The organism is Candidatus Manganitrophaceae bacterium, from assembly GCA_016200325.1.
Taxonomy (GTDB): Bacteria; Nitrospirota; Nitrospiria; order SBBL01; family Manganitrophaceae; genus Manganitrophus.
On sequence record JACQEZ010000003.1, the window covers coordinates 38238 to 59998 of the forward strand.

The 21761-nt window shown below is 59.1% G+C and carries 18 protein-coding genes and 1 pseudogene; 9 read left to right on the top strand and 10 right to left on the bottom strand.

The genetic code is table 11. The features are described 5' to 3' along the window. The first annotated feature begins 97 nt into the window (after positions 1–97). Positions 98–880: an ATP-binding cassette domain-containing protein gene (locus HY282_02480; protein ID MBI3802611.1), complete on the top strand. Its 783-nt coding sequence runs from the start codon at positions 98–100 to the stop codon at positions 878–880. A 64-nt stretch (positions 881–944) separates the two neighbouring features. Here the strand turns inward: HY282_02480 and HY282_02485 are convergent, their stop codons facing one another. The 4 genes and pseudogenes from HY282_02485 to HY282_02500 all read right to left on the bottom strand — a co-directional run bounded on the left by HY282_02485 (position 945) and on the right by HY282_02500 (position 4394). After that, positions 945–2252: a DEAD/DEAH box helicase gene (locus tag HY282_02485; GenBank protein MBI3802612.1), complete on the bottom strand. Its 1308-nt coding sequence runs from the start codon at positions 2250–2252 to the stop codon at positions 945–947. A gap of 202 nt (positions 2253–2454) precedes the next feature. After that, complete coding sequence (locus HY282_02490; protein MBI3802613.1) at positions 2455–2664, bottom strand: amino acid transport protein; 210 nt, start codon at positions 2662–2664, stop codon at positions 2455–2457. Positions 2665–3009: 345 nt separating this feature from the next. Further along, a pseudogene (locus HY282_02495) lies at positions 3010–3288 on the bottom strand (hypothetical protein). 164 nt (positions 3289–3452) lie between these two features. Next, positions 3453–4394, bottom strand: a complete 942-nt coding sequence (locus HY282_02500) for a hypothetical protein (protein MBI3802614.1) — start codon at positions 4392–4394, stop codon at positions 3453–3455. 294 nt (positions 4395–4688) lie between these two features. Between HY282_02500 and HY282_02505 the strand changes: the two genes are divergently transcribed. Both HY282_02505 and HY282_02510 read left to right on the top strand, forming a co-directional pair. Then, positions 4689–5471 carry an HAD family hydrolase gene (locus tag HY282_02505; GenBank protein ID MBI3802615.1) on the top strand — a complete coding sequence of 261 codons (783 nt, stop codon included), beginning with the start codon at positions 4689–4691 and terminating at the stop codon, positions 5469–5471. Between the two features lie 42 nt (positions 5472–5513). After that, complete coding sequence (locus tag HY282_02510; GenBank protein MBI3802616.1) at positions 5514–5870, top strand: VOC family protein; 357 nt, start codon at positions 5514–5516, stop codon at positions 5868–5870. 10 nt (positions 5871–5880) lie between these two features. Here the strand turns inward: HY282_02510 and HY282_02515 are convergent, their stop codons facing one another. Next, complete coding sequence (locus HY282_02515; GenBank protein ID MBI3802617.1) at positions 5881–7806, bottom strand: IPT/TIG domain-containing protein; 1926 nt, start codon at positions 7804–7806, stop codon at positions 5881–5883. A gap of 135 nt (positions 7807–7941) precedes the next feature. Here HY282_02515 and HY282_02520 point away from each other — a divergent pair, with 135 nt between their 5' ends. Next, the gene (locus tag HY282_02520; GenBank protein MBI3802618.1) at positions 7942–8826 is read left to right on the top strand and encodes a dienelactone hydrolase family protein; all 885 of its coding nucleotides are present in this window, start codon (positions 7942–7944) and stop codon (positions 8824–8826) included. A 50-nt stretch (positions 8827–8876) separates the two neighbouring features. On the opposite strand, the gene HY282_02525 is transcribed toward HY282_02520, so the two are convergent. Next, positions 8877–9323, bottom strand: a complete 447-nt coding sequence (locus HY282_02525) for a hemerythrin domain-containing protein (GenBank protein MBI3802619.1) — start codon at positions 9321–9323, stop codon at positions 8877–8879. A gap of 387 nt (positions 9324–9710) precedes the next feature. Here HY282_02525 and HY282_02530 point away from each other — a divergent pair, with 387 nt between their 5' ends. From HY282_02530 to HY282_02550, 5 genes are all read left to right on the top strand, one after another. Further along, on the top strand, positions 9711–10133 hold the full coding sequence (locus HY282_02530) for a cupin domain-containing protein (protein ID MBI3802620.1): 423 nt from the start codon (positions 9711–9713) through the stop codon (positions 10131–10133). An 8-nt stretch (positions 10134–10141) separates the two neighbouring features. Continuing rightward, positions 10142–10849 carry an HAD-IA family hydrolase gene (locus HY282_02535; GenBank protein ID MBI3802621.1) on the top strand — a complete coding sequence of 236 codons (708 nt, stop codon included), beginning with the start codon at positions 10142–10144 and terminating at the stop codon, positions 10847–10849. 216 nt (positions 10850–11065) lie between these two features. Beyond that, a complete protein-coding gene (locus HY282_02540; protein ID MBI3802622.1) occupies positions 11066–13048 on the top strand; it encodes a protein kinase in 1983 nt (660 codons plus the stop codon). Between the two features lie 674 nt (positions 13049–13722). After that, a complete protein-coding gene (locus HY282_02545) occupies positions 13723–14544 on the top strand; it encodes an rRNA pseudouridine synthase (GenBank protein MBI3802623.1) in 822 nt (273 codons plus the stop codon). Further along, the gene (locus tag HY282_02550) at positions 14545–14829 is read left to right on the top strand and encodes a hypothetical protein (protein MBI3802624.1); all 285 of its coding nucleotides are present in this window, start codon (positions 14545–14547) and stop codon (positions 14827–14829) included. A gap of 110 nt (positions 14830–14939) precedes the next feature. Here HY282_02550 and HY282_02555 read toward each other — a convergent pair whose 3' ends face one another. From HY282_02555 to HY282_02570, 4 genes are read right to left on the bottom strand one after another with little or no spacing between them, the layout of a single operon-like run. Then, positions 14940–15281 carry a P-II family nitrogen regulator gene (locus HY282_02555; protein MBI3802625.1) on the bottom strand — a complete coding sequence of 114 codons (342 nt, stop codon included), beginning with the start codon at positions 15279–15281 and terminating at the stop codon, positions 14940–14942. A 31-nt stretch (positions 15282–15312) separates the two neighbouring features. After that, positions 15313–16182 (bottom strand): DUF2309 family protein, encoded by an 870-nt coding sequence (locus tag HY282_02560; protein MBI3802626.1) that lies wholly within the window; start codon positions 16180–16182, stop codon positions 15313–15315. Beyond that, on the bottom strand, positions 16131–18737 hold the full coding sequence (locus HY282_02565; protein ID MBI3802627.1) for a DUF2309 family protein: 2607 nt from the start codon (positions 18735–18737) through the stop codon (positions 16131–16133). Before HY282_02565 ends, HY282_02560 begins: the two co-directional genes overlap by 52 nt. Before the next feature lie 49 nt (positions 18738–18786). Next, positions 18787–21696 carry a hypothetical protein gene (locus tag HY282_02570; protein MBI3802628.1) on the bottom strand — a complete coding sequence of 970 codons (2910 nt, stop codon included), beginning with the start codon at positions 21694–21696 and terminating at the stop codon, positions 18787–18789. Positions 21697–21761: the final 65 nt, after the last annotated feature.

The following is a 21761-nucleotide window of genomic DNA, read 5'->3' on the forward strand; positions in this document are numbered from 1 at the left end:
CATCCTTTTTCATTCCATCTCTCCCGACCGATTCGATAGAATCCAGCCTGAAAGTGAGCCTCATCGTGCGAGACGATGACGCGGACGAAGGTCTGTCTTGAACATCATCGACATCCAAAAAGCGACCGTCTATCAGGGAGCCAATCAAGTATTTGACGACCTCTCCCTGACCATTCCGGCCGGCTGTCAGACTGCCATCCTCGGTCCCAACGGCGCCGGAAAATCGACCCTTCTCAAATTGCTCGCCGGAGAGATCCGGGCGGTCGACCGGGAGGGGAGCGCCGTCCGGCTCTTCGGTCTCGATCGGTGGGATGTCTGGGCGCTTCGGGCGCAGCTCGGCATCGTCTCCCACGACCTGCAGCGCGATTATCTCGATTCCGCGCGGGGGGTCGACGTGATCCTCTCCGGCTTTTACTCCAGTATCGGTCTCTATGGCCATCAAACCTTCAGCGACGCACAGCGGAAGCGCGCCGCAGAGGTGATGGAGACGGTGGGGGTCGCGGCGCTGCAGGAGCGACGGTTCTTTGAGATGTCGACCGGCGAGCAGCGGCGCTTTCTGCTGGGGCGGGCGCTCGTGCACGATCCGGGAACGCTGGTTCTGGATGAGCCGACGAGCGGCCTCGACCTGCGGGCTTCTTTTCACTATCTGCAATTGGTCCGAAGCGTGATCCGGCAGGGGAAGACGATCCTCCTCGTCACCCATCATCTGCACGAAATCCCCCCTGAGGTCGGGCGGATCATTCTCTTAAAAGGGGGCCGGGTGATCGCCGATGGAAAGAAAGCAGCAGTGCTGACGCAAGAGCGGCTGATCCTGCTCTTCGATACGCCGCTGAAGCTCGCCGAAGCGAACGGGTGGTACCAGGCGTTGCCCGATCCATAGAGGGTGGGCCTCGGCCGGGTCATTCTCGAGCCGAGGGTTGGACCTTCTCGATGTCGTTCCGCATCTATTTACTTCCGAAGGTGGGATGGGATTTCTTCCCAGAGCGGTGCTGGCCTTCCCAAAACGGCCGTTTGCCCCGCGGTTTCCATCTTTCCTCACGCTCCTTTTTTTCAAAAGGCCTGGCCCGTTTAGGGCGCTGGATCTCTTCGGTTTTGACGGGGGCGCGGTTTTTCGCCGCGGGAGCGGCGCGGTAGTTGAAATCGGGGAGCTTCACCCGGGGGATCGCCGGCCCGAGCTTTTTTTCGATCACCCGGAGCGGTCTTTCTTCTTCCTGAGAGACGAGGGTGAAGGCGTCGCCGACCGCTTCGGCCCGGGCCGTTCGGCCGACGCGGTGAATGTAGGTTTCCGGCGAGTTGGGGAGATCAAAGTTGATCACATGCGAGATCTTTTCGACATCGATGCCGCGTGCGGCGATGTCGGTCGCCACCAAGACCTGGAGCTGGCCGAGCCGAAATGCATTGAGGGAGGCGAGGCGCTGTGATTGCGTCCGGTTGGCATGCAGGCGGCCTGTTTTAAATCCCTCTTTCTCCAAGACGCCGGCCAGCCGGTCCGCCCCCTGTTTTGTCCGGGTGAAGACGAGAACGGAGGACATCGCCGTCTCTCGAAGGAGGGTCAGGAGCAGTTGCGTTTTGAGATGCCGGGGGACGGGATAAACGGCGTGGCGGATGCCGACCGGGGTTTTCTCCTCTCCGCCGAGGTTGATCTTCACCGGATCGCGCATCATCTCCTGCGACAACTTTACGATCTCATTCGGCATCGTCGCCGAGAAGAGCATTGTCTGCCGGTTCTTGGGGAGCGCTTTGACGATCGTTCGAATGTCGGGAAGGAAGCCCATGTCGAGCATCCGGTCGGCTTCATCGAGGACCAATACCGCCAGCTGATCGAGCTTGGCGACGCCGCGACGAACATGATCGAGGAGGCGGCCGGGGGTGGCGATGACGACATCGACGCCGGAGCGAAGTGCTTTGGTCTGCGGCCCCATCGGGACCCCCCCATAGATGGCAATCGATCGAACCGGCGCATACTTCGCCAGCTGGCGGAGATGGTCGGCGACCTGAACGGCGAGCTCCCGTGTCGGCGTCAGGACCAGGACCCGGGTCGTTCCCTTTCGCGGGGAGAGGATCAGCTCCTGCAGGATCGGCATCAGAAAGGCGGCGGTTTTACCGGTGCCGGTCTGGGCTGCGCCGATGATATCTCTTCCCGCCAATGCGGCCGGAATCGTCTCAGTTTGGATCGGCGTCGGGCGGGTATATCCGAGTTCCCGAATCGCTTTTACAAGGTGAGGATGGAGACCGAGTCCTTCAAAGGGCATATTATTTTCCTTCCTGCAATAATGATCTAATCCATTGGCATTCTGAAACTTAATCATAGTCGGTTGAGCGCTCTTTTTCTACTGTTCCGAAAGGAGTAGCCCCTTGATGTCACCGCTTATTATCAAAATGGGTAGGGTCCCGATGAGACTGCTCTGCAAGAGCGGTCGAGGGTTCGGATATCGTCCCGAGGGGAGAGAAAGTTTAAAGCCGGACGAAATAGGGGATGGCGCAGAGAATGAGACCGAGGAGGACGATCAGCACCATATTCGAGATGACATAGGGAAAGAGCATCAACACCAAGCCGGTGACCAGCGGGACGACCCTTCTTTGCTTCTTCCCATAAATGAAGTAGCCGAATCCGATCGAGCTGAAAATCAACCCGAGAATTAACGCCCCTGGATCATCCAGCATGTTTCTTACCTCGCTAAGGCTTCTTTGGCTCGACCGGCGGTGTTGACCTATCCCGATGTTCTTCGCTCGCGAGGTAAGTTTATCAGATCTGAGGATTTCAGAGAGACTCCAGCGTTTCGGGGGCCATCCTCCGTTGACTCCGGATCATGAAGGGTTGACGCGACGATGGCGCCCCGGCTCTATCGAAATCCGAGGCGCCACCCAGATCCGGCAACGCCGAGCGCCTTATCCTTCTGGTTTATCTTATCGAATGGTCAGTCCGTTCGACCCGGTCCACTGAATCGTCAATGTCCCGCTCGCGCCGGCCGTTCCGACGAAATCGGCGCCGATCAGCCAGTTGTTCAGGTTGGAGGCGGCGCTGACGCTCCCGACATATCTTCCGCTGCTGAAGTCGTGGGAGCCTTCCAATGTAATGTTAGAGGGAGGCGCCGATCCGAGCATGAAGATCGTCATCGTGAACATCGCCGTATTCTGCGCGTTGGTGCCGCCGGTCGTTACTCGACGGGTGGCGGCGTAGTTTCCGACCTGGATGCCGCTGCGGAAAACCTTTCCCCCTTCATGCTGCCAAAGACCGGCCGCATCGCTCACATTGGTCAATGTCTGACGTTCCAGCGTGAGCGTCAGCGAGCCGGCCTGCGATTCACCGATCCAAACCAACGAAAGTGCGAAGAGCGCAAGAACGAAGATCACCTGTCGAACATTTTTCTGATTCATTTTTATCTCCTCCTAATTATCCTAAGTAGGGTTTAAGATGAAGGCTCCTTCATCTTCTCTGTTTCGGGCGTTTCCTATCCCCCGGTTTCCGGGGCGTCCATCCCCGCTGCGGGTTCCTCCGCGGGGAAGCTTGTTTTCTCCTTCAATCCTTCGAGCATCCGATCGGCGGTCTCGCGCACCATTGGATCTGAGTCTCGGACCGCTTCACCGGCGATTTTCTCGACCTCTGCATCTCCTTCAAGCGCGTGAAGCGCCTCTAGCCGCACCGCCGCCGAAGGATCATAGAGCGCATGTTCGATCAGCGCTTCCCGGGGGACGGGAAATCCGAGGGTCAGAACGGCGATTCGTGTCTGCGGGTCGTCGTGTCTGAGCGCCGCACGGACCACCTGATCTGAGGGGACGAGGGAGCCCAAATTATTCAAAGCATCCAATGCTCCGAGCCGGACGCTCCGGTCGGGGCTTTGGAGCAGGTCCAACAGGGCCGGTCCGGAACTCTCCATTGAATGTTTTCCCATACTCTCGATTACCTTATTTGCGATCGAGAGCGCGCTCTTCTTCGAATTGTTTCCGGTCATTGAGAGGGCGACGAGCGCTTCGTCCCTTCTCGTCGGGTCGGTCGTCGGCCCTCCGCGGTCTGGAAAGATCCAGACCTCCGTCAGCCGATGAAGGGACGGACCGTTTTCTCCGCCGGTATTCGAGAAGAGAACTGCGAAGTCGTGTTTGGCGAGAATCCGCCGCAGCCCTTCCTCGATCGGGAGGTCGCGCAGCGAGATCGTGATCCGTTCGGCCGTGAGGCGCGGTTCGCCGTAAATGGTGATCTCCATCTGCTGTCCGATCTCCTCAAAGAGCCTTCCCAATGAGACATCGGCTGCACGGACGGTCAGCCGGCCTTTCTCCGCGGCGACATAGATCGCACTCTCCGTCTGCGCGGACAGCGCCGGCCGCTCCATTCCGGCCAAGGAGACGAGAAGGCCGATAAAAAAGAATACCCTGATGATGAATCGATCTGGTCGCATCGTTCTCTTCCTCCGGATTCGTTCGGTTCTTGATTCAGACGCTGCCTCTCAATGCATCTGTGATGCCGCGCGACAATTTCTGGATTGGGCGGGGAAAACAAAGGGGAATCATTTGAAGCGGAGGCAAGAGAGCCGATTCAGATACTATTTCGAGATACACTGTATCGATTGCGCATGACGAAATATTCCTGGTTGATTTTAGGGGAGAGCGCGCCATCCGGATCGGTGGGGTGACGCCGCGCTTCCGTTTTTCTCTATTTATCTCTCTCCGCCGATTCGGATATAATCCGGCGTATGAACAGACCGACGCAAAAGCCATCGAAGAAGAGCTTCCTCATCGACATGGATGGGGTCCTGGTGCGGGGACCGAACCTGATCCCCGGCGCCGACGTCTTTATTCAGCGGCTCAAAGAGGAAGGGCGGAAGTTTTTGGTTCTCACCAACAACTCGCTCCGGACGCCGAAGGATCTGGAGCACCGCTTGCAGAAGATCGGCCTCCCTGTCAGCGCGGAGCATATCTACACCTCCGCCTTGGCGACGGCGCGGTTCCTCCACAGCCAACGGCCGAAGGGAACGGCGTTCGTTATCGGCGAGTCGGGATTGATGGAAGCGCTCCATGATGTGGAATACGTTGTCACCGATCTTCAGCCCGACTACGTGGTGGTGGGGGACACCGATTATTACGACCATCGGCGGATCACGCAGGCGGTCCGGCTGGTTCACAACGGGGCGCGGCTGATCGCCACGAATCCCGACGTGACCGGTCCGTCGGAGAGCGGCATCGTCCCGGCGACCGGCGCGCTCGTCGCATTGATCGAAAAGGCAACCGGCCACCAGGCCTACTTCGTCGGCAAGCCGAACCCGTTGATGATGCGGACGGCGCTTCATCAGATTCAAGAACATTCCGAGAATGCCGTCATGGTCGGAGATCGGATGGACACCGACATGGTCGCCGGAATCGAAAGCGGGTTGGAGACGATTCTCGTCTTAACCGGTGTCACTCGGCGGGAGGATGTCGACCGCTATCCGTATCGCCCGGCCCGAATCGCCGAATCGGTCAGCGCGATCGAGTTGTAATTCGCTTTTCAATCGTAGTTAAAAAGGGGAGGGGAGCTGCGCATGATTCAATCGATTGCATTTACCATGTATCCGGTCACCGACATGGTCCGGTCGAAAAAATTCTATGAAGAGGTCCTCGGTTTAAAACAGGGGGCCAACTTTGGGGATCAATGGGTGGAGTACGATCTGGGGGAGAGCACCTTTGCGATCACCACGATGGAGGTCGGCCGGACGCCCGGAGCGAAAGGGGCGGTCGTCGGATTCGAGGTGGCCGATTTGGAAGGGTTCATGCAGCGATTGAAGCGGAATTCGGTCAAATTGATTTTAGAGAATTACGAGACGCCGGTCTGCCGGATGTCGGTGATCGAAGACCCCGACCAGAACCAGATCACCATCCACAAGCGGCACCCCGCCTGACCGGGGAGGATTATTCTCGCCCGCTCGTGCTGATCCCTTGGGCGTAGATGTCCCACGTTCCGTTCCGGTTGTCTTGCCAGGCGACGATTGCGCCGCCCGATCCATCCGGAATGATCTGCGCCGGAGCGGTGGCGGCGCCGGAAGATTGATCGTTGGCCGCCGTCGAGAGGGCGACCCCGTCGGCCGTCCATTGGACCGTCCCGCCGCTGTTGATCCGTTGGATATAAAGATCATAGTGGGTGCCGCTCCGGCGGTCGCTCCAGGTGACGATGGCGCCGCCGGTGCCGTCGGAGGCGATCCGCGGGAACGATTGAGCATCGGCCGCGGCGGAGAGGACGACTCCGCCGGGAGCCCACTGCGCCGCCCCGGCGCCGCTCACCCGCTGTGCGTTGATATCGGTTCCATCTTGCCAGGTGATCAGGGCGCCGCCGGCGCCGTCTGAAACGACTTGAGGGGCCGACTGTGCATGGGCCGTGGTGGAGACCGGAATGCCGTCGGCGCTCCATTGAACGGCGCCGGCCGGATTGACCCGCTGTGCGTAGATTTTGTCGGTTCCGCTCCGGCCGTCCTGCCAGACGATCAGCGCTCCCCCGGCGCCGTCCGAGACCAATCGAGGGTTTTGTTGATGATTCGCTGCGACGGAGATCGGAAGGCCATCGGCGGTCCACTGGGCTGCGCCGTCGCCGTTGATTCGCTGTGCATAGACATCTGCATTGGTGACGCTCCGGTGGTCTTGCCAGACGACGATCGCCCCCCCGGCGCCGTCGGCGATCAGCTGATGGAACTGTTGTGCATTCGCCGCGGTGGAGACCGGAATCCCATCGGCCGCCCATTGCACGACGCCGGCCGCGTTCACCCGCTGCGCATAAAGGTCGGAGGTCGCCCCGTTCCGGAAATCCAACCAGACGATGATCGCCCCGCCGGCGCCGTCCGGGATCAGCTGGGGAGATTGTTGGGCGTTCGCCGCGCTGGAGATGGGGATCCCGTTGGCCGTCCATTGTATGGCGCCGTCCCGGTTGATCCGTTGCGCATAGATGTTATAGTTGCCGCTCCGATTGTCCTCCCAGACCAGGATTGCGCCCCCCGATCCGTCCGAAACGAGCTGGGGGAAAGATTGGTTGTTCGGGGCGGTCGAAATTGGAATTCCGTCGGCGGCCCACTGGGGCGCGCCGCTGCCATCCACCCGTTGTGCATAAATGTCGGCGGTCGCCCCGTTGCGAAAATCGGCCCAGGCGATCATCGCGCCGGCCGATCCGTCAGAGACCATCTGAGGATAAAGCTGGTCGTTGGCAGCGGTGGCGAGGGGGACGTTTTCCGGGTTTTCCTTCGTCCACAAGAGAACCAACGCGCCGGGGCTGCTCTCCACCCCGCCGATCACGACCTGAACCGCCCCGGTCGACGCTCCCTCCGGGACCAACGCCCGGATCTCGGTGTCGCTCCAACTCACGATGTTGCTCGCCGTCGCCCCGCCGATCGACAAGCTTCCCCCCGGACCGCTCCCGAATCCCGCACCGTTAATATGAATTTCACTTCCGGTCTTTGCTTCGGCGGGATTGACGCTGGTGATGACCGGGCCGGTGGGGCTGACCGTGACCAGAACGCTCGCGACGCCGGTCGCCCTGGCGCCGTCTTTGTTGGTGACCGCCACGTGGATCAGAACATTTCCGACGGTGGACGGGGCGGTCCAGGTGATCGGGTTGCTATCGGCGGCGCTCAAGGCGCCGGCGTCGGCCTGCCAAGCGAAGGTCAACTCCCCTCCGGTGGCCGCGACGGTTAAGGCGGCGCTCTCCCCCGGCCGGACCACGGAGGGTTCCGCCTTCAGCTGTTGGATCTCCACCCCGCCGGATCCGGTCGATCCGCCGCCCCCGCCGCCGCAGCTGAGAAGAACCAGTGAGAGTAAAAAGAATACCGAGCCGATGAATATTTCTTTTCTCAATTTGTCCATCGAGCGAATATACAGGCCCAAGCGTAGGGTGTCAACCAGACCGCTCCACGCAAGATCGAAAGAGAGGGTTGCAAGTTTTGAATCGGACAAGGTAGACTGATTTCATTGTTTGAGACGGGGGTGAGAATGGACATCAGAGAGCGGAAGGGGGACGAAGCGGTCAGCGATCTTTCATCGAAAAGCCGATGGACCCGCCGGGAGTTTGTCGTCACGGCGCTCGCCGCCGGTTTTGCCCTGGCGGTGCGGCCGGTCTTCGGCGAAGTCTTGACGACCGATACGGGCGGTCTGACCGCCGGCGAGGTGAAGATTGCGGTGGCCGACGGCGAGATGCCGGGCTACCGGGCGATGCCGGAGAAGGGAGGCCCCTTTCCGGTGGTCCTCGTCGTCCAGGAGATTTTCGGGGTTCATGAACATATCAGAGACCTCTGCCGCCGTCTGGCGAAGGAGGGATATTTCGCCGTCGCCCCCGAGCTCTATGCCCGGCAAGGGGATGTCTCCAAGATGCCCGACGCCCAAGAAATCTTCAGCAGGGTGGTCTCCAAAGTTCCCGATATGCAGGTCTTGTCCGATCTCGATGCGGCGGCCGATTGGGCCGGAAAATCGGGGAGGGGAGATCTCAAACGGTTGGGGATCACCGGTTTTTGTTGGGGAGGCCGGGTCGTCTGGCTCTATGCGGCGCACAGCCCGCGGCTGAAAGCCGGCGTCGCCTGGTATGGACGCTTGGCGGGGGAGAAAAGCGCGCTGCAGCCGGCGCATCCGATCGACGTCGCGACGAAGCTCAAAGCGCCGGTGCTCGGACTCTACGGCGGCGCCGATGCAGGCATCCCGATGGAAATGATCGAACGGATGCGCCAGGCGCTCAAAACAGCCAACAGCCCTTCCGAGATCGTCGTCTATCCTGACGCGCCGCACGGCTTCAATGCCGACTACCGTCCGAGCTATCGTAAAGAGGCCGCCCAGGACGGCTGGAAGCGGATGTTGGCGTGGTTCAAAAAATACGGCGTCGCCTAGTCGGGAGAGGAGATCGTCCCCGCTGCGGTTCGATCCCTTGCCTCAAGCGATTAGGCGGCCATGCCGTAGTTCGTCGTTCGCAGATCGATTTTGTACTCTTCAATCCGGTTTCCCATCTCTTCAAGGTTTCCCTTCAGCCGCTCCTCCGCCTCCGGAAAAATTTTCCCCTCCTCTTCTTCGACGTGCTGACGTAACTTCTGCTCAAGGTTATTCAACACTTCAAAAAAAACAACCATCCCTTTCTGAATCCGGATTGCCATCAACTCCTCGAGAAGATCGTCGATCTCATTGTGCGCTGTCCTCGCTCTCTGAATCTCGTCGGGGTTCATCGGCTGCATCGCGGGATAGAAGATCTCTTCTTCGCACTGCGTGTGGACTTTAAGGCTGTCATAAATCCGCTGAAGGAGAAGTGCGTCCCGCTTGCCGGCCGCCCTGAGCTGATTCATCAGATCGAACACATTCCGATGATCCGCTTTTAAAAGCTCCGTTGCTTTCATCGCCGCTCCTTTTAAAGAGGTGAGGTGCATTTAGTTACCCATCGTAAGGGAAGGAGGAGATGGAAAACAATCCTTCTAAAGAGAGAAGGCGGATCATCCGCTCGGATAGCCGAGACCGTCCTCCTTTTGGGAGGGATCGCAACGATCGTTGTCAATCTCAATCGGCAACTCGTTCGTCTAAATCATCAGCGCTTGGCCGCGAATCGGAATTTGGAGCGGGACGTCCAGGCGCGGACCCAAAAGCTTGAGACTTTTGTTTATACTGTTTCTCACGATTTGAAATCGCCGGTTGTCTCGATGCGGGGAATGCCTGCTTGACTCTTCGATAAAAGAACGTTATTTTGGGCCGAATGAATCGATTCAGAAATCGATAAGGAGGGCGAGCAGATGTCACGAGAGGCGAAGGTCGCAACCTTTCCCAATGGGGTGGGAGTGATCAAGTGGGGGCGGAAGGAAGAGCCGACGGCGGAATCGGTGGCCGAGGAGATGAAGCGGTTTGGGTATCAAGTCTATGATCTCCAGACCGTGACCCCCTGGTTCGAGCGAAGCCGTCATGCGCACGACGAGCCGGAGATTCGGGGCGCCGTCTCCGGGGTGATGACGTTCCACTTCGACGACCTTCCGGTCACGATTGAAGCGGGAGACATCCTTTTAATTCCGGGCGGGCTTGCGCACGAAGTGATCAGCCACAATGGGCGCCCTTTCTCCGCTTATAAAGGTTCCTTGAGCGGGGAGCGGAAGGTGACGGAGCATGGCGATGCCCGCGGCAGCGTGGAGCAGCTGACGCGCAAGGGATCCGGAGCGAAATGAGCCGCGGGATGAACCGAATGGTCTGCCTCGATCTCGATGGAACGCTCGAAGACAGCCGGCGCGACATGATCTCGGCGGTGCGTCGCGTCCGCGAAGCGCTGCAGCTGCCTCACCGGACCGATAAGGAGATCCTTCCTTGGATCAACAAGGGGATGGAGCCGCTCTATCGCGCCTGCTTCGACGACTACCTTCAGGCCGATGCGGCGCGGTTCGAGGAGGTCCGTCGTCGGTATGAGGCCGACTACCTGGAAAATGTCACCCGTGAGACGCAGCTTTATTCTGGCATTGCGGAAGTCCTTCCGAAGCTGGCGAAGTTGGCGCCGCTCATCGTGGTGACGAATAAGCCGGAGCGGATCTCGCGTCGTCTGCTCGAGGTCCTCCGGATCGATCAGTTTTTTGCCGACATTATCGGCGGGGATACCTGTGCCGCAACCAAGCCCGACCCGTTGCTTTTGGAGGAAGCCGCCTGGCGATGCGGATTTGATCCGGAGAAAGGCTGTGCCGTGATGATCGGAGATACCGCGGGCGACATTCAGATGGGCCGCGCTTTCGGAGCGAAGACCATCTGGTGTGCATGGGGATATGTCAGCGAGCCGGGCGAGCGCCCCGACCTCATCGCGCCCGATCCCGCCGTCCTGCCGGCGCTTGTCCAGATGATCTTGGACAAGGATGAATTCCCGGAAGAGGAAGCGTGCGACCTTCCAGCGTATCCCTGACCCGATCGGCTTGCGTCCATTAGACGGTCGGCCCGTCTCGCGCCGACGTCTCATCACGGCAAATTTTTACAAAATCTCCTCTTTGATCAGGCCGGTCGACTCGGATTCCTTGACAAATATCCCACCTTGAGATTTACTTTCATAGACTGTTTTTCATCCTCACTATTTTCTAAATTCCATGGCGTCATTCCAATTCGGCTCTTGAGGGAGAAGGCAATGAGTCTTCCTGCTCCATACGGAAAATATTTACTGATCGACAAGATCGCCAAAGGCGGCATGGCCGAGGTCTACCTCGCCAAGCAGATCGGCCTCAAAGGATTTGAGCGTCTCTTGGCGATCAAGCGGATTCTCCCCCAGTTCACCGAAAACGCCGAGTTCGTCTCGATGTTCATCAACGAGGCGAAGGTCGCCGCCCAGCTGGCGCATCCGAATATCGTCCAGATCTATGATTTCGGCGAGATTGAAGCGTCGTACTACATCGGAATGGAATACATCATGGGGAGGGATCTTCGGACGATCCTGGAGCGGAGCCAGAAGGTCAACCGGCCCCTTTCGATCGACCAGATCCTGTTCGTCATCAGCCGGGTTTGCAGCGGCCTCGAACATGCCCATAAAAAGAAAGACCTTCACGGAAACGACCTGAATCTCGTCCATCGCGACATCAGTCCCCAAAATATATTGATCTCCTATGAGGGCGATGTGAAACTGGTCGATTTCGGAATCGCCAAGGCGGCCCTCCAAGAAAACGAAACCCGGACCGGGATCCTCAAAGGAAAGCTCGCCTATATGTCGCCGGAGCAGGCCTGGGGGAAGCCGATCGATCATCGCTCCGACCTCTTCTCGCTCGGCATCGTCCTTCATGAATCGCTGACGGGGAGGCGGCTTTTTAAAGGGGACAGCGAGATCAATACCCTGGAGCGGGTCCGGGAAGCAAAGTTTGACTCGCCCCGGCTCGTTAATTCCAACGTCACGGAACAGGTTGAAGCCGCTCTCGCCAAAGCGTTGGCCAAAGAGGTCGACCAACGGTATCCTTCCGCAGGCGCGATGCAGAATGAGCTGGAGCGGTGTCTCTCTAAGCCACTCAGCGAAATCCAGACGGAGCTGGCGCAGCTGCTTCGCCCGCTTTTTGCCGAAGAGATCAATCAAGATCAAAGCCGGATGAAAAGAGCGGCGCTCGCCACATCGGAGCCGACCCCGGTTCAGGCGGTTGCGGGGGGAACCCCGTCTCCTTTATTAAAGAGCCCTGCGCCCTTCGACCCCAAATTCGAGGCTCCGAAACGAAGGATGGGAACGGGCGCGATCACCCTCTTTTTGGTGGTCGGCGCGCTGGGGCTGGTCGGTGTCGGGACGGTCGTATTGTTGAAAAAAGGGGAGGAGCCGGAGGTGGTGGTTGCGAGAGCCCCCCTTCCTGCGGCAGGTCAAGCGGCCCCTTCGCCGCTTTCCACTCCGTTAACCGATAAACGCGAAACCGGTTTTAAAGAAGTAGAATCGGTAGCGTCGAAGGAGCCGCCCGCTTCGCCATCGACCGCCTCGGAGCCCATCGCCTCGACGGCCGCCCAGCGAACCGAGGAAAAACCGATTCAGCCGGCCAGAATCCAAAAAGTGCCGGCCCCGAAGTCTAAAACGGCTTCTTCTTTAAATTCCAATTTAAATTTCAATGAAGCGGCGACCCCGGTTCCGGACGAGAAACCTGCTCTTTCCTCTCCGACCCCTCCGATCTCGGAGAGGAAAAAAGAGCTTCCCCCCCTTCAGGAGAGTGTGACCAAAGAGGCGGCCGCGCCGAGTGTGAAGCAAGAGCCGATCAAGGAAGCGGCGCTTCATCCCGCCGTCTCCTCCGCGGCGAGACCGCCTGCGCCTTCCGATGAAGAGCTGATCCGGGAGGTGATCAAGCGGCAGGAGATTGCTTTTGAGAACAAGGACCTTAATTTATACTTAAAGGATTGGATGAAATTCTCGCAGAAAGATGAAAAAGAGGTTCAAACCTTTTTTGACCAATACGAAACCCTCTCCGTTCAGTTTGATATCACCGATATTCAGATCCGGGGAAATCAGGCCGCTCTGACGATGAACCAGTCGACCGAGCTGAAGGCCAAGAAGGGGAAGAAAGTTCAGACGGCGACGAGCAAGGTCAGTTGGGGATTGGTTAAAGAGGGGAGCATCTGGAAAATCAACGATACTAAAATCCTCGACAAAAAATAAGTTCTCCACCCAAAGTCTATTTCGGTTATTAAAAACATAATTATTATCTTTAACTTCTAATCATCGTTTAAACCCATACCCCTTTAATCCTCAATCTGAAATGTTTAGTGAAGCCCTTCACTTTTATATCTTTATATCGGAAATAAATCTGAATCGAAATAGTGGGTAACCGCGCCACTATCCTTCTCCCGAGTTTACCTATCTTCAATTTTAGCATGCTATTTACTCCCGCCATGACTCTGATCTAATCTATTCCTAGTCTTATTTGTATATACTGCTGATAGAGGAACCATTATTCCTGCGGAATTCCGCCTTTTTATTATAGTAGGTAGTACTAGTATACATAGTTAGTCCGACAATAGCTAGTTAGGCTGAGTTAGGGGCTTAGCGAGGCTGCAAAGATCGTGAATACACACCCTGTTGAAAACTGTGTAAAACTGATCTTAGTAGGAAGAGTCGTTTTTGAAACGAGTTTAAATTCGGTTATTAGAAAAATTGGAATACCTGAGTTCTTGGTTGAAGATCTCTAGAGTAGGAGAATAAAATAAGAGAGCCGGATCGGCTCATACAGCGGAGGATCCGATTGGATGGTGAAATAACCCTTGACCCTGCGGGAGGAAGGCTGGTAGAACGGTTCATTGTTCTTCAATCGGGGATGTGATACGGGGGAGGTTATGACGGAACGGTTGGAATCGGAGCGGTTGCAGAAGGTCATTGCCAAGGCGGGGGTCGCGTCGCGGCGGCATGCCGAACAGTTGATATTAGAAGGACGGGTTCAGGTGAACGGCTCCGTCATTACGCAGTTGGGGACCAAGGTCGACCCTTCCAAAGATTTTATCCGGGTCGACGGAAAGCGGATCCAGCCGGAAACGCATAAAATCTATTTGCTTTTGAATAAACCAAAAGGGTATATTACCTCGGTTCGAGACCCCCAAGGTCGGCCGACGGTGATGGATTTGATCCCGAAAATAAAAGAACGGGTTTATCCGGTGGGCCGACTCGATTATGATTCCGAAGGGCTCCTGCTCCTTACGAACGATGGCGATTTTGCCGAGGCGCTGATGCACCCGCGGAGCGGAATCAATAAGACCTATTGGGTCAAGGTCGAGGGGCATCTTGCAGAAGAGAAGATAAAAAAGATCGCGCTGGGGGGAATCCCCTTGCCGGGAGGGAGGAGTGCGCCCGCTCGCATTCGGCCCCTTCGAAAGACTTCCGAGCACGATTGGGTCGAGATCGTCCTCCACGAGGGGAAGCGGCGGCAGATCCGGATGATGATCGAAAAGCTCGGCCACGATGTCTTGAAGTTGAAGCGGGTTGGTTATGCCTTTTTGGAGTTGGGAGATCTGGCGTCGGGAGAACACCGGCGGCTGACTTCGGATGAAGTAAAGGGCTTAAAGGCACTGGTGAGCAAACGCGCAGTGAAAGCAGTGAAAAAGGAGCCGGCGAAATCGAAACGGGAAGCCGTGCGGAGTAAACGAGGAGGAAAGGTCAGCTGAATGGAGCCATTGGTCTTAACGAACAGCGAAGATATACTTAAACTTTTGGTTAATGTTTCTCTAAAGGGCCAGGGATTTACCACCGAGTGTCTGGTGGCGGAGGTGCTCGATGCCGGCCTGTACGAGCCCGATTATCTCAATGCGAGCGGCACTGATCCGGAAGCCTATTATAATGGGGAACCGAATGCGTGGGCCAATTATCATATCCGGATGAGCAAGAAGGTCTTCATGGTTTATGGCGGGCCGAATAAAGTCCGCACCTTTCATATTGCCGATACGCCGTAGAACAAAAATCTCTGAAGCCCAGCTCTAAGCGTCGAGGATTCGGGGCACATGCCCCGAATCCAGGCGTGTCTTTCAGTCGTTACGGCGATGGGCCGATCCGCGAAATCCCGTCAGCGATCGCCGGAAGGGGAGGAAAAGTGCTCCACGCGGCTCACCGACACATCCGAGACAAACATCACCCCGGTATATCGATCGAAGAGCGGTTTTAAGCCGGCCAAGACCGGCTTAACCTTCTCCGGCGGAACCACCGTCATCAACATCACCAGGCTGTCCATCTCATTAAACATCGGATGGGCGGTGTGGAAGCCGTGATTTCCTTTTCCTGAAATGTTGTGGATGATCGTGTAGCCGGTCGCCTTCACGCTGTCGAGAAGATCGGTCACAAACTTCACATGTTCGCCCTGGATCACAATTCGGATTTCTTTCATCGGATGAAGGGTAAGGCTGTTCATTGCACTGCTCCTTGCTTAAAGGCTTAAAGCGTTAAGAGGCCACCGATACGTTGATCGGATTCAGGTCGGTCTTCTCCCCCAGAACGGGGACCCACCCCCGCTTCGGAAGATAAAGGTAGAAGCGCTTCTCCTCCGGGTCGAGGGCGATCAGACGGACCCATTCATTGTCGAAATAATGCTGGAGAATCTTATGGCGACGGATGATCTGGCCGATCTGCTCCCGTGAGCCTTCGATCAGACTCAGCATCCGGATCGGCTCATGATACGGCTGCTCCCCCTTTAATACCGTCTGCGCGGCAAGCCCGACCCGCAGATCGCTCTGGGGTCCCGACATGACGCCGAGCCGGCCGACGACGTTATGATAGATCTTGCTTCCGCTGCCGTAGATCTCGTTATCGACCGTCGAGAAATAGTGCTCCATGTTGATCCATTGGCCGACCACCAGCGGGCCGGTCATCAGAATCTCCAGCAGCCGGCCGCTGGGATCTTCGCGGGGATCGTAGGACTGGAGAAAAACCCGCCCCTCTAAATCAATCTTTCGGGTCAGCTCGCGTCGGCCAATAATAAACGCCGCGTTACCCGACAATCCCCACTCCGGCCGGACCTGGCTCCAGTCGCCGCTGCGGCGATGGACCTCCCGGGCCGATTGCGCCCGCGGCAAGAGCGATTCGATCTCCGGGAAGCGGGCGCAGCGCTCCCGGCTGTTTCGGAGGCCGGCCTCCTCCAGATCATCCATCAGCCGATGGAGATCCATTCGGTGGGTCTGAGGCAGGTCCTCCAGATCGACGAGCTCGATCTCGTCGGTGGTGGTGTTGTGCTCTCCGGCGATGAAATAGGTATCGGCCGGAATCACAATCCCGTTTTTGGCGAGCCCCTCCCGGACGAGCGGCCGATTCGCCATCGCCGCGAAGACCCGCGCGTTCGGTTTTCCCGAGTTGCCGCCGCAGGCGCCGCAGTCGAGCGCCGCCTCGAACGGATTGTTCTCCGACGCGCTCCCATGACCGCAGAGGAGGACCAGCCGGGCGAAGTTTCGGTCAGCCCCATCAATCGCAACGCCGTCTCCACGGTGAAGAGCTGCTCTTGAAGGGTGAAGCCGGTCCGGGTAATCCGCTCCATCCGCGCGAAAAGCCCGCGCCGGTTGATCTGGTAGCGGGTGCGGAGCGTTTCGATGAAGGCGTTCTCCTCTTCAGCCGAGAGGGCATAGCGACGGGGGGGGGCTGCCGTCGGCGGCATTGGATCGGTTTCATCCAGGGCCCGGCGGCGCAACGCCTCGAGCCGCTCGAGGGAAAGGTTTAGATCGCGCTCACCGAACTCCTGCTGCAGCGCCCGGCGGATAATGCCGCGCTGTTCGGCGGCGATCATCTCCTCGACCTCCTTCCGGGTCAGCTTGTCGATCGTCAGAGAGGTCGCGATGGCGGGGGCGAGGGCATGCCGAAGGCGTTCGGTCAGGTTCCGATACCAGGCGGTAAAGACGGTCTTCCCGATGAGCGGCAACGCATAAAACCAGCCGACCGATTCGACCACGACATACGGGGTGACCACATTTTCCTTCAGATCGACCAAGAGCTGATGCGCTGTATGGAGGAGATGGTTCCCCGAGAGATAACGGGAGAGGCGCCGCCCCTGATAAGGCCGGTGGAGCTCCCGGACCAGATTTTTCGCCTTCATGATCACCGGGAACTGATCGGTCTCATGATGGCTTCCAAGCCCTTGGTAGCGGATGAAGACGGTGAAGAACCCGGCAAAGCCGAACGTCTCATAATCGCCGACCCCTTCCAACTGCCGCCGGAACGGCTCAGAGCGGACATCGATACAAAAGACCGCTTGGGCCTGGGGGCGGATCATCAAAGGGGCTTGCGTCGCCGGCGATTCAATGGGGTGGCCCGCGCGGTTCGCTTTTGGCGAATCCTCCGATGCCCCCACACCCCGCGCTCCGACGGGCAGAGCCCGATCCTCGCTGACCGACGAAGCCGCATGCGCCTCCCCCTCGGCGCTCGCGTTCGCTCGCGGGCTTAAGATTTCCGACGCCATCAGCTTGTTCAAGAGCTGATCTTGGTAGCCGGCTTCGAGCGCTTTTAACCAGACCGGTCCCTGTTCCGATTCGGGGAAGGCGTCAATCCAATCGAGCAGCGTCTTTAGGGCCTCCGGCGGCGTTTCCAGGAGGGAGGCCGGATCAATCGCGAGGGCGTTCGTGAGGGTTCGCAGGCGCAAGGCGGCCGCGCGCCGGACCGCGAGGTCATGGCCGGCGCCGTATTCCGCGGCATACGCTTCGGCGAGGCGCTCCCACTGATCTTCTTGCATCTCCGGGGCGCCGCCGGCCGCGCGCAGCCGATCGACCTTCTCGGTATAGTCGGCCGGCAGACGGCCGGCGACCCGCGCCCGCCGGAGAAAATAGGCCCCCGGCCGGCGTTGCAGGTAGGCCGAGAGGGCGTCGACCGTCCCGGCGATTCCCAATTCCTCCCGGCACTGTATCTCAACCAGTTCCCGGACATACCAGAGGCGGACGGCGAGGTATTGCGTCAGGTCGGCCGGATAAGCCTGCTGCCATTCATAATCGGCCTGATCGGCGCGCCATTTGATGAACCCGGTCCAACCCGGCAGCGCCGCCAGGTGCAGCGTGAGGTACTCCTGCCAACTCTCCGACGGGATGCCGAGGGCGGTCAAGCTCTCGAGCAACGCATCTTCCGGCTCCTCCGGGAGAGCGGCGATCTTCCGGCGGGCGTCCGGAATTTCGCAGGGGGACCATTCCATCGCGGCGAGCGTTTTCCAGGCAAGATAGAATCCCTTCTCCCGGCCCGGCATCGGCCAGGCGGCCTGGCCTTCATCCAAAAAGGCGCCGCACCATTTGACGATCTCTCCGTTGATCTGCTCCGTAATCCCGCCGCCCAAAACACGGTCGCACCAGGTCGACGGGGTCACCCGCAGCACCAACGCCGCCCGGTCGGCCTCGGCCTCAGCCCGCATCGCTTCGAGAAGCGATGGCGGCTTCAGCACGGCGCTCAGACGGCCGGCCAGCGCATCGATGAAAGATCGGTCCGAGGAGCGGTCGATCATCAAATGGAGGGTCTCTTCCTCCGGAATGGCGGCCCCGCCGATTCCATCGACCAAACAGGCGCGCAGCACCTGCGCATGGCTAAGATGATATTGCCCGACCGCCACCTGTTGGTCGCGGGTCGACGGTTTCAAGGCGGCGTCGATCTGTTGCGGAAGAATCCGGCCGGCGCGGAGATATTCCCGATAGCGCTCGGCGGCAAGATATCCTTTCCCACCGAGGAACTGATTGCCGAGTTCGACCGCCTCTTCAAAGGGGAGATGCTCCAGGCCGTGGAGCGGATTGTGATGGACAAAGTTCCGCATCGGCCAATAATGCGCGATGACCTCGCTGGAGAGCCGAATCAGCCCGCGGAGGCGCATCCGGTCGGTATCGCTGTAAGGTGTCTCTTTTATTTTTTCCATAAGCCTGTTTTGATTATCTAGGTTTGTTTATCTCGTTTTTAATTTTGTCTTATTTATAGGGGGCTCGCGTCGCCCCCTCATCCGATAAGATCGGATGAGCCTCCCCTTCAACGCTCGCGGTTGCTCGCTGGGCTCTATTCATAGGGGTTTGCGTCGGCGACGATTCAATGTGGAGGCCCGTGCGGTTCGCCTTCGGTGAATCCTCCGATGCCCCCACGCCCCGCGCTTGCACCGGCAAAGCCGATTGCTCGCGTCCCTGCTCTGCAGAGAGTGCCTCCCCCTCGGCGCTCGCGGTGCTCGTTGGATTGTCGAGGGAGATTGTCGTCGTGCGATCCAGGTTTATGGCCGCGTTGATCTCGGTAGCGGGTGGCGGGGGTAGCGTCTCCGCCGGCCGGGTTGTTTCAAAGAAGCCATACGGGGCGAGGCCGAGGATTAGGAGAAGCAGCAGGGCGGTCGCCAGCGAGGCGGTCTCGGCGCGGGAGAGATCGGTGTAGGGGATTCCCGGGCGGTGCGGTCCGAAGAGGAGGCGCTGCATCAGGTTGAGGAAGAACCACGAGGCCGCCAGCCAAGTTAGCAGGATCACGGCGAGGTCCCACGACATCGGGACCGACCGGTTGAACAGCAGCTCGATCAACCCTGAAAAAAGTCCGAAGGGGGGAAGGCCCATCGCGGCGGTCACCAGGAGCGAGAGTAAGAGGGCGAAGCGGGGCATCGGCCGCGCCAGCCCGCCGATCCGGTTCAGATCGAGATTTCCGTAACGGAGCTGGACGACCCGCCAGGCGAGGAAAAGCCCGCCGGTGATGAGCGAGAGGGCGCTGACATAGACCGCCGCCTGCGGCGTGTCGGCCGCCGCGCCGGCGAGATACCACCAGAGAATTGACGCGAAGGCGACGCCGGCGTAGGCGATCAGCCGCTCGACCCTAAATTGCGCCAGCGCCTTGATCGTTCCATAGACGGCGCCGAACAGGGCGAGCGCGCGGACGGCGCCGAGCAGCTCCGGCGACATCCCCGAAAGAAGCCCCTGGATTGCATAGAATCCGGCTATCGGCATCAAGACGGCGAGGAGCGCCGGGAAGACGCCGGTCAGCCGGGTCAGCGCCGTCACATAAAGCCATTGCAGCGGAAAGAGCGGCAGGAGGAGGGCGGCCATCGAAAAGAGGACGATGCTTGTGAAGGAGAGCTCACCAGCGCGATCGGCGGCCGGGAAGAGCCGGACCAACGCCACCACCAGCGCGACTCCGGCCCAGATCCATCGGAGCGGGCTTTGATCGATCCGGCGCACCCGATTGGTCAGTCCGCGTCCGAGTCGGGCATAGAGCGCCTCGAGATAAAGCCGGTTCATGAAAAGGATGTAGAGACGGACCTGAAGCGCCTTGGCTGCTTTCGGCACCGGGATCGTTCGGCCGTGGCTCCTCGCGTAGATCACACTCCAGCCGGAGATGATCCCGAGCGCGATCGCCACCACCAGGGTGTCGAAGAGCCACGCCGGCAGGTGGGCCGCCTGAAAGTAGGCGAGCGCTTCGCCCGGGGCGGGATAAAGAAAGTCGGTGAACCGCTCCGCCGCGAAGAGGTAGGTCACCACGACCAACAACAGGGTGAAGAGCATGATCGACGCCACCTTCCACGAGGAGACCGCCCGCAACCGGTAGAGGGTGAGGATCGCCTGGGACGAGGTGACCCAGCTGAAGAAGAGAAAGATCACCGCCCCCTGTGAATCGATCAGCGGGATTCTGAGCGCCCCATGCGCCGCGAGTAAGATGATCAACGGGAAGAGCAGCGTAATCAGAAAGCCCGCCCCCCAGGTCAGCCCGGAGAACTCCTCTTCCGGTTCGGTCACTTCCTCCGGGTGGTCATGGGGTGGATGTCTCGGCTCTTGCCGGGCGGCATGGATGACATGGCCGCTGTCCAAGAAGACGGTCGCCTTGAAGAGGCCGTGCGCGATCAGGTGGAAGATCGCCAGCGCGAAGCCGCCGAGCCCGCACTCCATGATCATGTAGCCCATCTGCCCGATGGTGGAGTGGGCCAGTGTTTTTTTGATGTCGTTCTGCGTCAGCATCATCGTCGCCCCGAGCAGGGTGGTGAGGAGCCCGATCGCCAAGGCGAAATGGAGGGTGGCGGGGCTCTGGCCGTAGAGCGGGGCGAGCCGGTTCAAAAGAAAGCCGCCGGCATTGATGATCCCGGCATGGAGCAGGGCGGTCACCGGGGTCGGGGCATAGAGGTTTCCCGGCAGCCAGATGTGCATCGGAAACTGGACCGACTTGCTCATCGCGCCGACGAAGATCAGCAGGGTAATCAAGGTCGGCGCGCCGATCGACCACCCGGGCCAGAGCGAAAAGCGCTCCGGCGTCTGGGCGGCGGCATTGATAAAGAGCTGCGGAAAGTCGAGCGTGCCGTAAACGCGGTAGGCGAGGACGACCCCGGCCAAGAAGGCGACATCGCCGATCCGGAGGGTGGTGTAGGTCTTCGTCGCCCCCTGGAGCGTCTGGGGGTGGCTATAGTGGTGCGAGAGGAGGTAGAGCATCCAGCTGATCAGCTGCCAGAAGATAAAGAGCATCATGAGGTTTTTGCTGGCGACCATGGAAAGGAGGATGAAGATCAGCAGGGCCAACAGCGTGTGGAACCGGGTCCGCCCCCGCTCCTGTTGCATGTAGGAGACGGAGAAGAGGGAGATGAGAAAGCCGATGGCGCTGACGAGCGTCAGCATGACGGCGGCGAGGCGGTCGATGTAGAGGCCGAACTGCAGCGCGCCGCCCCAGGCGGAGGAGAAGATCGGGACGTCGATCGGACCGTTCCCGGCGACTTGCTTGAGCGTCCAAAGAGAGACCGCGAGCGCCACGGCCTGCGCCGCGGCACTGATCCGATAGGCCTTCCGTCCGAGGGCCCCTTCCAGCAGGCCGTTGACTCCGGCCGCCGCGAGCGGCGCCAGCAGGATCAGCAATGGGTAGTAAGCGACCGTCATCTTCCTCCAGAGTGAGTCTGTAACAGGTCGGCGATGGAACTGAAACTTCTGAAATTTTAATCGAA